The sequence below is a fragment of the Mesorhizobium delmotii genome (assembly GCF_900149755.1).
Taxonomy (GTDB): Bacteria; Pseudomonadota; Alphaproteobacteria; order Rhizobiales; family Rhizobiaceae; genus Mesorhizobium; species Mesorhizobium delmotii.
On record NZ_FUIG01000041.1, the window covers coordinates 17,258 to 30,550 of the forward strand.

General features: G+C 61.6%; 16 protein-coding genes. 4 read left to right on the forward strand and 12 right to left on the reverse strand.

What is annotated here, in order from left to right:
• Positions 1-165: 165 nt before the first annotated feature.
• The 7 genes from BQ8482_RS23310 to BQ8482_RS23340 all read right to left on the reverse strand — a co-directional run bounded on the left by BQ8482_RS23310 (position 166) and on the right by BQ8482_RS23340 (position 7,285).
• A complete protein-coding gene (locus tag BQ8482_RS23310; RefSeq protein WP_123149747.1) occupies positions 166-1,266 on the reverse strand; it encodes an ABC transporter ATP-binding protein in 1,101 nt (366 codons plus the stop codon).
• A gap of 10 nt (positions 1,267-1,276) precedes the next feature.
• The gene (locus BQ8482_RS23315) at positions 1,277-2,110 is read right to left on the reverse strand and encodes a carbohydrate ABC transporter permease (protein WP_123149748.1); all 834 of its coding nucleotides are present in this window, start codon (positions 2,108-2,110) and stop codon (positions 1,277-1,279) included.
• Positions 2,111-2,129: 19 nt separating this feature from the next.
• On the reverse strand, positions 2,130-3,065 hold the full coding sequence (locus BQ8482_RS23320; RefSeq protein WP_123149749.1) for a carbohydrate ABC transporter permease: 936 nt from the start codon (positions 3,063-3,065) through the stop codon (positions 2,130-2,132).
• A 104-nt stretch (positions 3,066-3,169) separates the two neighbouring features.
• Positions 3,170-4,429 (reverse strand): ABC transporter substrate-binding protein, encoded by a 1,260-nt coding sequence (locus BQ8482_RS23325; RefSeq protein WP_123149750.1) that lies wholly within the window; start codon positions 4,427-4,429, stop codon positions 3,170-3,172.
• Positions 4,430-4,456: 27 nt separating this feature from the next.
• Positions 4,457-5,629 carry a PLP-dependent transferase gene (locus BQ8482_RS23330; RefSeq protein WP_123149751.1) on the reverse strand — a complete coding sequence of 391 codons (1,173 nt, stop codon included), beginning with the start codon at positions 5,627-5,629 and terminating at the stop codon, positions 4,457-4,459.
• Positions 5,626-6,366 carry a FadR/GntR family transcriptional regulator gene (locus BQ8482_RS23335; protein ID WP_123149752.1) on the reverse strand — a complete coding sequence of 247 codons (741 nt, stop codon included), beginning with the start codon at positions 6,364-6,366 and terminating at the stop codon, positions 5,626-5,628. Before BQ8482_RS23335 ends, BQ8482_RS23330 begins: the two co-directional genes overlap by 4 nt.
• 220 nt (positions 6,367-6,586) lie before the next feature.
• Positions 6,587-7,285 (reverse strand): TetR/AcrR family transcriptional regulator, encoded by a 699-nt coding sequence (locus tag BQ8482_RS23340; RefSeq protein WP_123149887.1) that lies wholly within the window; start codon positions 7,283-7,285, stop codon positions 6,587-6,589.
• A gap of 190 nt (positions 7,286-7,475) precedes the next feature.
• Between BQ8482_RS23340 and BQ8482_RS23345 the strand changes: the two genes are divergently transcribed.
• Positions 7,476-7,964: a RidA family protein gene (locus BQ8482_RS23345; RefSeq protein ID WP_123149888.1), complete on the forward strand. Its 489-nt coding sequence runs from the start codon at positions 7,476-7,478 to the stop codon at positions 7,962-7,964.
• Between the two features lie 196 nt (positions 7,965-8,160).
• Entirely contained in the window at positions 8,161-8,883 is a 723-nt protein-coding gene (locus BQ8482_RS23350) for a haloacid dehalogenase type II (protein ID WP_123149889.1), read from the forward strand.
• A 165-nt stretch (positions 8,884-9,048) separates the two neighbouring features.
• Here the strand turns inward: BQ8482_RS23350 and BQ8482_RS23355 are convergent, their stop codons facing one another.
• Both BQ8482_RS23355 and BQ8482_RS23360 read right to left on the reverse strand, forming a co-directional pair.
• The gene (locus BQ8482_RS23355; RefSeq protein WP_123149753.1) at positions 9,049-9,495 is read right to left on the reverse strand and encodes an anthrone oxygenase family protein; all 447 of its coding nucleotides are present in this window, start codon (positions 9,493-9,495) and stop codon (positions 9,049-9,051) included.
• Positions 9,496-9,560: 65 nt separating this feature from the next.
• On the reverse strand, positions 9,561-9,929 hold the full coding sequence (locus BQ8482_RS23360; protein WP_123149754.1) for an antibiotic biosynthesis monooxygenase family protein: 369 nt from the start codon (positions 9,927-9,929) through the stop codon (positions 9,561-9,563).
• Positions 9,930-10,027: 98 nt separating this feature from the next.
• Here BQ8482_RS23360 and BQ8482_RS23365 point away from each other — a divergent pair, with 98 nt between their 5' ends.
• On the forward strand, positions 10,028-10,516 hold the full coding sequence (locus tag BQ8482_RS23365; RefSeq protein ID WP_123149755.1) for a MarR family winged helix-turn-helix transcriptional regulator: 489 nt from the start codon (positions 10,028-10,030) through the stop codon (positions 10,514-10,516).
• A complete protein-coding gene (locus tag BQ8482_RS39495; RefSeq protein ID WP_244602943.1) occupies positions 10,497-10,670 on the forward strand; it encodes a hypothetical protein in 174 nt (57 codons plus the stop codon). The genes BQ8482_RS23365 and BQ8482_RS39495 overlap by 20 nt, the downstream gene beginning before the upstream one ends.
• A 125-nt stretch (positions 10,671-10,795) precedes the next feature.
• On the opposite strand, the gene BQ8482_RS23375 is transcribed toward BQ8482_RS39495, so the two are convergent.
• The 3 genes from BQ8482_RS23375 to BQ8482_RS40680 form a co-directional block, all read right to left on the reverse strand.
• On the reverse strand, positions 10,796-11,245 hold the full coding sequence (locus BQ8482_RS23375) for a DNA polymerase III subunit chi (RefSeq protein ID WP_123149756.1): 450 nt from the start codon (positions 11,243-11,245) through the stop codon (positions 10,796-10,798).
• Positions 11,246-11,264: 19 nt separating this feature from the next.
• Positions 11,265-12,776, reverse strand: a complete 1,512-nt coding sequence (locus BQ8482_RS23380; RefSeq protein WP_123149890.1) for a leucyl aminopeptidase — start codon at positions 12,774-12,776, stop codon at positions 11,265-11,267.
• Positions 12,777-12,876: 100 nt separating this feature from the next.
• Positions 12,877-13,194, reverse strand: a complete 318-nt coding sequence (locus BQ8482_RS40680) for a hypothetical protein (RefSeq protein ID WP_133254816.1) — start codon at positions 13,192-13,194, stop codon at positions 12,877-12,879.
• Positions 13,195-13,293 lie beyond the last annotated feature (99 nt).

Consider the following 13,293-nt stretch of genomic DNA (forward strand, 5'->3'; position numbering starts at 1 on the left):
TTAGCGCCGCCGCGGGCGCGTCCCATCTCGTACCAGAGCCATGTCGAGGCCGAGATCAAATGTCGTATCGAATTCGGCGGTGCCAAGATAGACAATAGCGTCGGACCCAAAGGTGGGAACCGGATTTGGGAGAATCCGAATGATCTGAGCGCCCGATGAGGAGGATCAGCCCTTCCCCTTCTGGAGGCTCGTTTCCAATGCGCGCATTCCCGTCTCGTCGAACAAATGCAGATGTTGCGGCGGGAAAGCCACCGTCACCGTCGGGCCAGCCGTCAGCGCCGCCCTGTCCAACGTGAAGACGTTGAATGGCAGGCCATGCAGGCCGAGATGCAGGATGATGCCGAAGCCGGTCGGCTCGATCAGGTCGACCGTCGCCCTCAGGCTGCTCTCCGAGCCCGGCGACATCTCGACATGCTCCGGCCGGATGCCGAGCGTCACCGCCGCGCCTTGCTCGAGTTGATAGGCTGACGAAAGCGCAATCAGCGTTCCATCGGGCAATCGTGCGCCGGCCGTGCCTGCGCCGACCTCATAGCGCGCCGACAGAAAATTCATGGCCGGCGATCCGATGAAGCCGGCCACGAACAGGTTGGCAGGGCGGTCGTAAAGCTGCAGCGGGCTGCCGACCTGCTGCACCACGCCCTCATGCATGGCGACGATCCGGTCGGCCAGTGTCATCGCCTCGATCTGGTCGTGGGTGACATAGATCGAGGTCGCGCCGAGATCGCGGTGCAGCTTCTTGATCTCTGCCCGCATCTGCTCACGCAAGCGCGCATCGAGATTTGACAGCGGCTCGTCGAACAAGAATGCCTTGGGCTGTCGCACGATCGCGCGGCCCATCGCGACGCGCTGGCGCTGACCGCCCGACAGTGCCTTCGGCCGCCGCGCAAGCAGCGGCTGCAGCTCAAGCTTCCTGGCTGCATTGCTGACGGCGGCCGTGATCTTCTCGCGGGCAGCCTTCCGGATGCGCAGGCCATAGCTCATGTTCTCGGCGACATTCATGTGCGGATAGAGCGCGTAGGACTGGAACACCATGGCGATGTCGCGGTCCTTGGGCGCCCGCTCATTGACGCGCATGCCGTCGATCCGGATCTCACCTTCGGTCACCTCCTCGAGCCCGGCGATCATGCGCAGCAGCGTGCTCTTGCCGCAGCCCGACGGCCCCACCAGCACCACGAACTCGCCGTTCTTTATCGACAAGTCGACGCCGTGCAGCACGGAGACGATGCCGAAATTCTTGCGGACGTTGCGGATGTCGATCGATGCCATGAAACCTCACTCAGCCCTTGACCGCGCCGGCCGTCAGGCCCTGGACCAGATAGCGCTGGATGAACAGGAAGAAGAGGCAGGCCGGGATCAGCGCCAGCACGCCAGCCGCCATCATCTGCCCGAAATCGACCGAAAATTTCGACACGAAGGTGAGCAGACCGACCGGAAACGTGGCGGCGCTGTTGCCCGAAATCAGCATCAGCGCGAACAGCAGCTCGCTCCATGCGGCGGTGAATACAAAGCCCAGCGTCGCGGCGATGCCGGGCAGCGTCAGCGGCAGGATGATCTGGCGAAACGCCATGAACTGCGTGGCGCCATCGATCTTGGCCGCCTCCTCCAGTTCCTTGGGAATGCCGTCGAAGAACGACTGCATCAGGAACGTCGCGAAGGGGATGTTGAAGGCGGTGTAGACGACCACCAGCCCGGTCAGGCTGTTGGTCAGCCCGAGCGGCGAGAGCATCTTGAAGATCGGCGCGACCAGCATCACCAATGGAAACATCTGGGTGAGCAGCATCAGCGCGACCAGCCAGTATTTGCCACGGAAGGTGAAACGCGACAACGCATAGCCGGAGAGGGACGCGAGCAGCGTCACGATCACGGCCGTTGCGCCGGCAACGATCAAGCTGTTCCTGAAGAAGACCGGGAATGCGCTGTGGGCGAGCACGAAACGGAAATGTTCAAAGCTCATCCGCGACGGCCACATCCGCACGCCCTCCGAATAGAGCAGGTCGTTCGGCGTCACCGATACTTTCAACAGCCAGAACAGCGGGAACAGCGCAAAGACCACGTAGCAGAGGATCGCCAGGCGGTGCAGCGCGGTGCCGAAGGTCGAATACCTGTTCATCTGGTCATCCCCCGACCCATCACGACCGATCCATCAGGACTTGCCGCAGCATGACGATCAGCATCGAATAGGCGAGCAGCAGGACGAGCAGCACCAGCGCGATGGCCGAGGCGTAGCCGAAATCAAGGGCTCTGAAGGCCTGCGTGAAGATGTAGCTCGCGACGATCTGCGTGCGGTCGGCCGGCCCGCCGCTGGTCATGACGATGATCAGGTCGGCGAAGTTCGAGATCCAGACAGTGCGCAACAGCACGGTGATCGCAATGGTCGGCGCCAGGAATGGCAACGTGATCGACGTGAACCGCCTGATCGCGCCGGCGCCGTCGATCGCCGCCGCCTCGTAGAGGTCGCGTGGGATAGCCTGAAGCGCGGCCAGCAGCGTGATGGCGAAGAAGGGAATGCCCCACCAGACGTTGGCGATGATCGGTCCCCACATGGCGAGCTGCGGATTGGAAAGGATGTTGGCCGGCTCGCTCATCAGGCCGAGCGCATAAAGCCAATGCGGCAGCGGTCCGATGACGGGATTGAACAGCCACGCCCAATTGAGCCCGGTGAGGAAGGTCGGCACCGCCCAGGGCAGGAACACCAGCGCCTGCGCTATGGCGCGGCCGGCAAACGGCCGGTCGAGCAACAGCGCCAGGACCAGGCCGAACACGAACTGCAGGAGGACGGACGCGCCGGTCCACCACAGCGTGTTGCGCAGCGCCCGATAAAAATTATCGTCGTCATAAAGGGTGCGAAAATGATCGAGCCCGACATACCCGCCAGAGAAGGGATTGAGCAAGTGCACGTCACGGAAGGCGTAGGACAGGCCTAGCACCAGCGGCGCCAGCATGATGGTGACGATCAGAATCAGCGCCGGGGCGGTGTAAAGATATGGCTCGGCGTGGCGCGTGATCCGGTCGACCAGCGACCGGCGGCGCGATTCCGGGAACCCGGCGGTGGCGTCAAAAACCATCAGCTAACGCTTTCGTTCCAATTGGCCATCCTTCCAATCGACCATGGACGAGACCTATCGGAGCCACCCGGCGATGGGCGGCTCCGATGCTCTAGGTCCGCCGTTTATTTCTTGGCCAGGTACTTCTGCTGCGCCTTGGTCAGATAGTCGGCCCACTGGTTGGCCATTTCCTCGGGCGTGATGTCGCCGAGCAATGCCTGTTGACTGGTCTTTATGACCATTGAGTCCTTGAAGAAGGCGAACTCCTCGAGATAGGTCGGCATGACCGTCGGCACCGCATCCTTGTCCTCGAGTTCGGCGAACCAGCCCTTGAACTGCTCGCTTGCGTAGAAGGGATCCTTTTCGGCCGACTTGTGGACCGGCAGCGCACCGGTGCGCTTGTTCCACTCGACATTGCCCTCGGGCCCTTCGAGCGTTTCGATCAGCTTCCAGGAGAGGTCCTTGTTCTGGCTGGCCGCCATCATCGACCAACCGGCATAGCCGATGGTCGGGAACGTCTTGCCGGACGGCCCCTTCGGCATGGTCGTGACGCCGTAGTCTTCCGGCTTCATCCGCTCGGCTATCGCGATCAGCGCGTCTGGATCCTGATCAAGCATTGCGCAGGTGCCGGTGTAGAATCCGGCGACGATTTCGTTAAAACCCCAGTTAACGCTGTCCTTCGGTGCCAATCCCTTCTTGTACAGGTCGACGACCCAGGTCAGTCCCTTGACCCAGCCTTCGCTGTTCATCGTCGAGGTGCCGTCTTCATTGAAGAACTTGTTGGACCCGGCCATGGTTGCGCCGAACATGATCCAGCCGTTGAGGCCGCCCGGCCCGCCGCGCAGGCAGTAGCCATATTTGCCTGGAAGCTTGGATACTTTTTCCGACGCCGCCACGAACTCGTCCATCGTCTTGGGCGGCTCGGTGACACCAGCCTCCTGGAACAGCTTCTTGTTGTAGAACATCGCCCGGAGATAGAAGCCGTAGGGCAGCATGTGGGCGGTGTTGTTCACGTCGCGGCCGAGTTCGAGCGCGCGATCGGTGAGGCCCGAGGTGTGCTCCCATTTGGCAAGATAGGGTTCGAGGCTCTCGAGAAGACCGTTGTTGGCATAGAGCGACAGCCAGGTGTCCGGCATCTCCATGACGTCGGGGATTTCGCCGGCGGACACCATGGTCGCGAATTTCTGGAACGCCTCGCCCCAGGGCAACGAGATGACCTCGACCTTCGTGCCCGGGTTGGCAGCCTCGAATTTGGAGACGATCGATTTCAGGGTTTCGGTGCGCTCGGGGCTGGTGATCACCTCGACGAGCTTCAGCGTCGTGTCGGCGAGTGCAGCACCCGACATCAGTACGGTGGCGAATGCGGCGATAAGAAGCTTCTTCATTTTCCGTTCCCTTCTTGTCTGGTTGCTTCAGGTCTTTTCTTCGGAAGCGTCGATCGCCGCTTCCAGGTCACTCCACAGCGCCTCGGTTCCCTCGAGGCCGACATGGAGACGCACGGACCGCGGATGGACGCCGAACGCCATCGCGGAATTGGGTTGGGCCTTCTGCTGCAGCACGACCTCGCCGGGCACGATGAGGCTTTCGTGGCCGCCCCAGGACACGCCTAGCTTGAACAGCTTGAGGCGGTCGGCAAACGTCCGGATGTCGATGCCGTCGCGGAAGACAAATGAGAACAGGCCCGACGTGCCGGTGAGCCCCGCAGGAAGCAGGTTGGCCAACCCCGGATGGCAGACCTTCTCGACGATCGGATGATCCTGTAGGCGCCGTGCGATTTCGAGGCCGGAGGCCTGATGCGCGCGCATCCGGATCGGCAGTGTGCGCAAGCCACGAATCAAGAGCCAGGCGTCGAATGGCGACAGCTTGCCGCCGAGATATGGATAGGCTTCGCCGCGGATGCGGCCAATCAAGCCCTTCGAGCCCGCGACCACGCCGGCGACGACATCGCTGTGGCCACCCAGATACTTGGACGCGGAGTGGACCACCACATCGACGCCGAGCGACAGCGGCCGCTGGAAGACGGGGCTGGCCCAGCTGTTGTCGATGATGGTCGGGATGCCGCGGGACTTTGCCAGCGCGGCGAGCGCACCGATGTCATGGGCTTCCATGACCCAGCTGGTCGGGCTTTCCATATAGAACAGCTTGGCGCCAGGCAGGGCGCTCGCGACAGCGGCTTCGTCGCGCCCGTCGACATAGGTCACCTCGATGCGCATGCGCGCGAGCAGCGTCCCGAACAGCCGGAACGCGTCCGGGTAGATATGCCTGACCGCGACAATGCGGTCGCCCGGTTCGACGAAGCTCAGCACTGCCGACGAGATGGCGGACATGCCGCTTGCAAAACCGATCGCGTCCTCGGCTCCCTCCAGCTTTGCCAGCATTTCCTCGAACATGCGCACGGTCGGGTTCAGCCCGCGCGTGTAGGTCGGCCGCACTTTTTCGCCGCGGTAAGTTTCGAGCATCTCGTCATAGTTCGGGAAGGTGAAAAGCGAGGTCTGCACGATCGGCGGCACGACGGCATCGAAGGCGTTGCCCTCGTCATGCGCGGTGATCAGCGATGCCTTGTCGAAAAAATCGGGACCGTTCATTTCGACATTTCCTCGATATCCTCTTCCACGATCTCGAGGATCTTCAGCGTTTTTCCGCGCGCCAGCTCCGCGTCCCTGGCGACGATGGCATCGAAAAGCTCGCGGTGATACGGGAACGATCGCCGCGCGAAATCCTGCCGGTCGAAAGGATGGTCCCAGAAGCGCTCGAACGCTTCGCGCATCTGCCCCAGGAGCTGCCGGAAAAGCGGGTTATGCGTGGCGTCGTAGACGGCCAGGTGAAAGGCCAGGTCTTCCGGACCCGACGTGCCGGTGGCGAGATGGACGCGCTCCATCTCGATGAGTTTTTCCTCGATCGTCCGCAGATCGTCGACAGTCCGCCGCCGCGCCGCGACCATGCTTGCCTCGGCCTCGATGCCGCGGCGTACCTCGAGGGTGTGCAAGAGACCATCGCGCAGCTCTGCCGTATCGAGCGACAGCGGCAAATGGATCGTGCCGGCGGATATCGGCTTGAGCAGATAGGTGCCGCTGCCTTTACGGGTCTCGGTGACGCCGAGCGCTTCGAAACGCCCCATCGCCTCGCGTATCGTCGAGCGCCCGACGGAAAGCGCGGCCATCAATTCGCGTTCGGTCGGAAGCCGGTCACCGCTCTTCAACGCAGCGCGCTCGACATAGTCGGCCAGCGCTTCCATGACCTGCTTGCCGCGATCCAATGGCGGGAGCGTGGCGATTGCCACACGCGTGGCAGATGCCCTGGGCAGTTCGCCGCGCGCTCGCATGTAAACCTACACCCAAAATTGGTCTGACATCTTAGCAGTTTTGCGCGCGGCCGGCCTTTCGTCAAGTGCCCTGGGCAGTGTCTCAGTTTGCATTTCGGCTCACGACCCGCTGTGGAACCCTAAACCTTGCCGTAGAGGCTTCTTCTGCGACGTTGCAAAAATCAGGTGCAAAAACTGTCGTTTAAACGGGGATTTTGCGACAGTCGCTTTGAGCCCAAAGCTACCGTTCAGCCTCATCCTGGAGGAGGCCATCGAGGAGGAAACCGAGGCCTTTCCGGAAGGTGCCACCCCAATCGTTATCCAACAGCAGACGAGAGTGTTCGATTGTCGGGTAGCGTTCGCTGAGACGTGTAAGGCGTTGCTGCGCGGCGGCCCTGTCGTCGTCCGAGAGGTCGAAGCTCGCCCGGGTGATGGTGGCGCCCATCACATAGTTCCAGAGCGACCATATCGCGACGTTCACATCTGCGTCCGCAACCCCGGCTCTGGACAAGGTCTTGCTCAGCAGTTCTAGGCGACTGAGGATATTCGGGCCGAGCGCCCGGCGCGGCAACAGCGATGCCGACCAGGGATGGCGCAGCATGCTGGCGCGCCAGTCTTCGAGCATATGAACGACTTCTCCGCGCCAGTCTCGAGACTTAACTATTTGCGGTCCGCGATATTCGAGCACCGAGTCGAGCGCCAGATCAAAGACATCCTCTTTGTTGTCGACGTGCCAATATAGGCTCATCACGCCCGAACCGAGGCGATCGGCCAGCCGACGCATCGTCAATCCGTCGACTCCCTGGGCGTCCAGCAGTTCTACCGCGGTCGCCACGATGCGTTCCCGAGAGAGCGGCGGTTCACTGCGCGGCTCCTGCACGGGCTGGAGCCGCTCATTTATCCCTCGTTTGCTCCGGGCGCCGCTGCGTTTGGCAGCCATCCGTCTCCCCTCGCTGTTCAGAACGTCGATTTTGACCGGCAACGCGACGAATGTCGATCTTGAACGATTGACTCGTACGGCGTACCATACGATGACTCGTACGTCGCACGAGTGATCGTATGGGCGATACGGTTAAAGTTCAATCATGCCGGCCGCGAGGATACGTTACTCGCAGAGCCAAGAGAAAATCATGTCACGCGCAATCAACCATCTGCTTATCGGAGGGCTAATCATCATGACCATGGGAGTTCCCACTGCGACGACAGCGAATGAGAATGATCTCAAGCTGACCATCGTCAATCCACAAAACCTCTACGACCCGTCGCCGAATGGCTACAGCACGGCGGTGATCACGCCCCGCGATGGCCGGGTGGCCTACATCTCCGGACAGGGCGGCCAAGACAGCACGGGAGCCTTGTCGCCCGACTTCGCTGTCCAGGTCGGGCAGGCCTACGCAAATTTGCGCACCGCCCTCGATGCGCTCGGTGCCAGACCGGATCAGGTCGCCAAGCTCACGGTCTTCGTGGTCGATCACGATATGTCCAAGCTTGAGGTGTTGACCAAGAACGTCAAGAAAATGTTTGGCGAGGCGCTGCCGGCGCAGACCCTGATTCCCGTTCCCAAGCTTGCAATTGACCCCATGCTCTTCGAGGTGGAAGCCGTCGTCATTCTGGAATAGTAGTGCCGGTCGCCTTTCGCAAATATCCTTGAGCTTCGCGATAGTTTCACCCTGTCCATCCGGTCAATGGTTTGCCTGTCGCAAATGTCCCTCGCAAAAGTGGGTATCTCGCGACCGATTTTTGCGACAGCCGCAAGGGGCGCTCGCCACCCGAATGCGACGGTCATGTATTGTGCGGATCGAGGAGCCGAATGTGATGGCATTGGATGGTGTACGTGCCTTGGTATTCGACGTATTCGGCACTGTCGTCGATTGGCGCAGCGGCGTGGCGCGCGAAGCTGAACCGTTCCTGAAGCGGCATGGAGCAGGATCCGCCATTCCTACTGCTTTCGCGGATGCGTGGCGCCGCCGTTACTCCCCAGCGATGGAGGAGGTGCGCAGCGGCCGGCGGCCTTTTACACGGCTCGACGTGCTGCATCGGGAGAATCTGGAAGCTGTTTTGCCAGAATTCGGGATCGACCCGGCTTCGGTGCCAGCGTCCGAACTGGACGAACTGAACCTGGCATGGCACCGATTGGAGCCATGGCCGGACGCGGTGGCCGGCCTCACACGGCTGAAGGCCCGCTATATCATCGCGCCGCTCTCGAACGGTAACATCGTCCTCATGCTCAACATGGCGAAGCGTAGTCGCATCCCCTGGGATGCAATCCTCGGCGCCGAAGTCGTGCAGGCGTACAAGCCGATGCCGCAAGCCTATCTTCGCACCGCTGACGTCCTGGCAATGAAGCCAGCTGAGATCTGTCTTGTGGCCGCCCACAATGGCGACCTTGCAGCGGCTCGGGCATGCGGATTGCGAACAGCCTTTGTCCCGCGTCCGACCGAGCACGGGTTAGCGCAGACCACGGACTTGCATCCTGATCAGGCCTGGGATTTGGTGGCCAGCGACTTCATTGACTTGGCTGAACGGCTTCAGTTGTAGCGCGTCTCAACGATCAGCAAACCACCCCCTTCAGGGTTCTTCCACGTTTCGGTCCGATGCTTTCTTCGGCGTCGCGAGCCAATTGCTCAGCGATCTACCCGGGTTGCGGATAGCCAAGATGGCAGGCTTTACTACGCCTTGCGTTCCCAGCGCCGGTCCCGCCCTTCACCGAGCGACTGCCAGAATCCCGAGCACCGACGCGACGGTGGCGAGCAGGATTCGAACGTTGTGGACCATGAGCCAGGTGTCTAGCCGGGCGGGCACCTGATCCAGGGGAATCGACTTGGTGGCGAATTGCGCGTTGGTCGGAAGGAACCAGGCCATAGTGAGAACCAGAACGGCAGCGACACAGGCGATCGCCCCGATCCACAGTGCACGTAGTCCTCCCTCGCTCCAACTGAGCCAGAGCGAACCGATCAGGCCTATGAGGGTCGGAACGACGACAAGGGGGATCGTCCTTATGATGAACCGGTCGTTCTGGCTAAACCAATCGAGGAATTCGGCAGCCGGAAGGCTCTTCCAGTAGCCGCCCAACGTTACTCCGATCGTCAGCATGACGCCGGCGAACATCGCCGAACCAGAGATAGCGAGAATGTTGAATAGGAGTCGCAACGGAATCTCTCCTGCCTTTCTTTTCTTTCGATTTTGATGACTTCGAATTCTTGCTGACGCCACGCCTACGCGAGGCAGACGCCCGCCACGCCGACTTTTTGAAACAGGTGCGGGGAAGCGACCGCCGAAGCCGGATAGACTGAGAGTTTCGCCCTGAACTCCGGATGCATGAACGCAGTCCGGAAGTCTGCTGTCGATCCCCAGACGGCATAGTTCAGATAAGTAGGACTTTCGCCGACCGCGCGGTGAAGCTGGGTCGAGATGAAACCCGGCTGCTGTTTCATGAACAGCGCATCGTCGTGCCAGGCTCGGAGAAAGGTCTGTTCGTCCGCCTTGTCGAGCGTGAATACGTTCACGAGCACGACGGAAGCAGCATCGATTGCGATCTGACGTTCGATCGGGAATGCAGGGTCCAGTGGGCGCATAAGAGACATGATAGGTTCCTTTCCAATTTGGTTATACGATGTCGATCTGGTGTGATGCATGCATAAATAATTGACATCATAATGTCAATACCATCCTATGGTGACAAATGGACGAAACAACGAAGACCCCAAATCGAACGCCGGCGGATGAAGCCTTGACCGATCTCATTCTCAGCCTGTTCAGGGTCAATAACCTGACTTTGACGTGGGGCGATCGGCTCGTGGCTCCGCTTGGGCTGACCAGCGCCCGTTGGCAGATCCTCGGCGCCATTGTCGCAGCCGAACGCCCGCAGCCGGTCGCGTGGCTCGCACGCGATCTCGGCGCCAACCGCCAGAACGTGCAGCGCATCGTCAACGATTTGGCGAAGGAAGGGCTCGTCAGGTTTGAACCCAATCCGCATCACCGCCGCGCGCAGCTTGTCGTGCTCACCGACAAGGGTCAGCAGACCTATGACGCCGCGATCAGATTGTACAACCCACGGGTCAACACGCTCGCGGAGGGTCTTCCCATCGAAGATCTCGAAACGGCCGGCCGTGTCATGAAGGCGCTGCGGAAGAAATTCGAAGCAGAAGAAAATGCTGAAGAGCAGAGCTGATCGCTACGGCACGATAGCGGTCTCAATTCACTGGCTGAGCGCCATTCTGATTCTGGCTCTGCTAGGCTCCGGCTTTCAGGCAGCGAAGGCCATGGATGCGGCCACCAAGGCGGGTTTCCTCCGTGCGTCGTCTGGTGGCGGCGGTTCGATCTGAAGCCGCTTCCGATCAAGGGATCGCCCGGGGGGCAAGAGCGCATCGCTCGCTGGTTACATGTCGCCTTCTACGCCGCCATTCTGGGTATAGCTGCCAGCGGCATCGGGATAGCCAACGCGGCAGCTTTACGCCTTGCGTTCCCAGCGCCGGTCTGAAGACTGCTGCCAGTAGGTGACCGCGTGGCCGGCTTCCTTCATCGTCTTCCAGTGCGTGCGCGCTGCCTCGACCTGGGCCGCATCGTGGCCGTCGAACAGGAACACGGCGCGCTCATAACCGGTAAGCTCCGGCGGCACCGCGCCGTCGACCAGAAAGCGTATCTGCGCCTCGTTCGGATTGTCATGGCCGGTCGTCAAAAGGATCGGCTGCTCGGCCTGGTAGGATTCGCGGTCCGTCGCATGCGCCAGGAAGGAATCGTCCCTGAACGTCCAAAGATGCTGGTCCAACGCGTCGCGCCGCTCCTCGGTGCCGGTCTGCACCACGGCCCGCCAACCGCGATCGACACTGCGTTCGAGCAGGCCGGGCAGCGCATCCTCTAGCGACGATTCGGTCAGATGGTAGAACAGGACGTCGGCCATGATCGCGCCTTGAAAGGCCTCACCCCTCGTAGTTGTCGCGCACCAGCCGGTCGAGCAGCCTGACGCCGAAGCCGGAGCCCCATGACTGGTTGATCTCGCTGGACGGCGCGCCCATCGCGGTGCCGGCAATGTCGAGATGCGCCCAGGGCGTATCCTTGACGAAGCGCTGCAGGAACTGCGCCGCGATGATGGCGCCGCCATAGCGGCCGCCGATGTTCTTCATGTCGGCATTTTTCGAATCGATCAGCTTGTCGTATTCGGTGCCGAGCGGCATTCGCCACACACGTTCCTGCGTCGCCTGCCCGGCGCTCGTCAGCCTGTTCGCCAATTCGTCATTGTTGGAGAACAGGCCGGCATAATGCTGGCCGAGCGCGACCATGGTGGCGCCGGTCAGCGTCGCCAGATTGACCATGAATTTCGGCTGGAAGCGATCGTTGCAGTACCACAGCGCATCGGCCAGAACCAGACGGCCTTCGGCGTCAGTGTTGAGCACCTCGATGGTCTGGCCCGACATCGAGGTGACGATGTCGCCGGGGCGCTGCGCATGGCCGTCAACGGCATTTTCCACCAGCCCGATGATGCCGACGACGTTGGTCTTGGCCTTGCGGGCGGCCAGCGCGTGCATCAGCCCGGTCACGGCCGCCGCGCCGCCCATGTCGCCCTTCATATCCTCCATGCCGGAGGCCGTCTTTATCGAATTGCCGCCGGTGTCGAAAGTGACGCCTTTGCCGACGAAGGCAATCGGGCTGTCCTTGGCCTTGCCGCCGTTCCATCGCATGACGGCCAGGCGGGCGCCACGCGGCGAGCCTTGCGCGACGCCGAGCAGCGCGCCCATGCCGAGCTTCTTCATCTCCTTCTCGACCAGGATCTCGACCGTGACGCCGAGCGCTTCCAGTTCGTTGACGCGGGCGGCGAATTCCACCGGCCCCAGCATATTGGCCGGTTCGTTGACCAGATCGCGCGCCAGAAGCACCCCGTCGATCACCGCCGCCTCTTCGGCGAAGGCCTTTTTCGCCGCCGCCGGATCGGTGGTGTGGATGGTCACCTTGACCGGCTTTTTGGGCTCGGCCTTGTTGCCGTCGCGCTGGCCGTCGCCATTGTCCTTTTTCGTCTTGTACTTGTCGAAGGCATAGCTGCGCAGAAGAATACCCGCGGCAAGCTGTGCCGCTTGCCTGCCGCCGACGTCAGCACCCGGCAGATCGAGCACGACGGCCACCTCTGTCGCCTTGCGCAGGGACGCAGCGATGGTGCCGCCAAGCTTGAGCCAGGCATGGTCGTCGAGCCCCGAGACCTTGCCGGCGCCGACCGCCACCAGCCGGTCGAGCGATGTGCCCTCCGGCGCCAGCACTTCGACCAGGCCGGCGAATTTGCCGGAAAAGTCGGCCACTGGAAACGCCCGCTCCAGGGTCTTTGCCGGATCGCAAGCCTTTGCCGCGTCGCCGAGGCCGCCATCGTTGGCCGCCAGCACGAAGACACTGCCCTTCTTGGGCGCTGCGAATTTGGCGAAGGCGATCGAAGGTCTCGAAGTCATCATGTCCTGCTTTCGGGAACGGCGTTGGATTTTGGGAGAGTGCCTTGGCGAAACTAGATATTTGGCTGTTTCCGACCGGAAGCACCACCCCAATTTTCAATCATCGCCCCTTCCTGACGATCTCCTGCGCGATAGCGTTGGCCTGAATTCGTGCGTTTGGCAAAGCAACCGCGAATGCTTGGCCGCATGCCGGTAAACCACAGGCCGGGCAATTTCGGGTTCGTCTCGCCGCCGTCGCAGCTACGCCGGCCAGGACCGTGATCGGCGCGACATTTGGTCGTTTTCCGGCATTTGGCAAGACTTTGCCGGAATCCGAACCCATATGGCGGATGGAATCGATGGCGATTCGTCGCGGCACGGCCCCGCTTTCCTGCCGCAACGTGTTGTTAACCATTGATGTTCGCCCTTTCTTATCCATTGCCGCCGACACTCCGTCCCACCGGAAATATCGATCTGGGACGGGAACCAGATCGAACCGCCAACGGACCGGTTGTAGAGTCGTCGCCGGGCGACTACC

Bases quoted from the DNA above. Each gene is read 5' to 3' on its own strand.
- BQ8482_RS23310 (WP_123149747.1), bottom strand. From the start codon at position 1,266: ATGGCATCGATCGACATCCGCAACGTCCGCAAGAATTTCGGCATCGTC.
- BQ8482_RS23315 (WP_123149748.1), bottom strand. From the start codon at position 2,110: ATGAACAGGTATTCGACCTTCGGCACCGCGCTGCACCGCCTGGCGATC.
- BQ8482_RS23320 (WP_123149749.1), bottom strand. From the start codon at position 3,065: ATGGTTTTTGACGCCACCGCCGGGTTCCCGGAATCGCGCCGCCGGTCG.
- BQ8482_RS23325 (WP_123149750.1), bottom strand. From the start codon at position 4,429: ATGAAGAAGCTTCTTATCGCCGCATTCGCCACCGTACTGATGTCGGGT.
- BQ8482_RS23330 (WP_123149751.1), bottom strand. From the start codon at position 5,629: ATGAACGGTCCCGATTTTTTCGACAAGGCATCGCTGATCACCGCGCAT.
- BQ8482_RS23335 (WP_123149752.1), bottom strand. From the start codon at position 6,366: ATGCGAGCGCGCGGCGAACTGCCCAGGGCATCTGCCACGCGTGTGGCA.
- BQ8482_RS23340 (WP_123149887.1), bottom strand. From the start codon at position 7,285: ATGGCTGCCAAACGCAGCGGCGCCCGGAGCAAACGAGGGATAAATGAG.
- BQ8482_RS23345 (WP_123149888.1), top strand. From the start codon at position 7,476: ATGTCACGCGCAATCAACCATCTGCTTATCGGAGGGCTAATCATCATG.
- BQ8482_RS23350 (WP_123149889.1), top strand. From the start codon at position 8,161: ATGGCATTGGATGGTGTACGTGCCTTGGTATTCGACGTATTCGGCACT.
- BQ8482_RS23360 (WP_123149754.1), bottom strand. From the start codon at position 9,929: ATGTCTCTTATGCGCCCACTGGACCCTGCATTCCCGATCGAACGTCAG.
- BQ8482_RS23365 (WP_123149755.1), top strand. From the start codon at position 10,028: ATGGACGAAACAACGAAGACCCCAAATCGAACGCCGGCGGATGAAGCC.
- BQ8482_RS39495 (WP_244602943.1), top strand. From the start codon at position 10,497: ATGCTGAAGAGCAGAGCTGATCGCTACGGCACGATAGCGGTCTCAATT.
- BQ8482_RS23375 (WP_123149756.1), bottom strand. From the start codon at position 11,245: ATGGCCGACGTCCTGTTCTACCATCTGACCGAATCGTCGCTAGAGGAT.
- BQ8482_RS23380 (WP_123149890.1), bottom strand. From the start codon at position 12,776: ATGACTTCGAGACCTTCGATCGCCTTCGCCAAATTCGCAGCGCCCAAG.
- BQ8482_RS40680 (WP_133254816.1), bottom strand. From the start codon at position 13,194: ATGGATAAGAAAGGGCGAACATCAATGGTTAACAACACGTTGCGGCAG.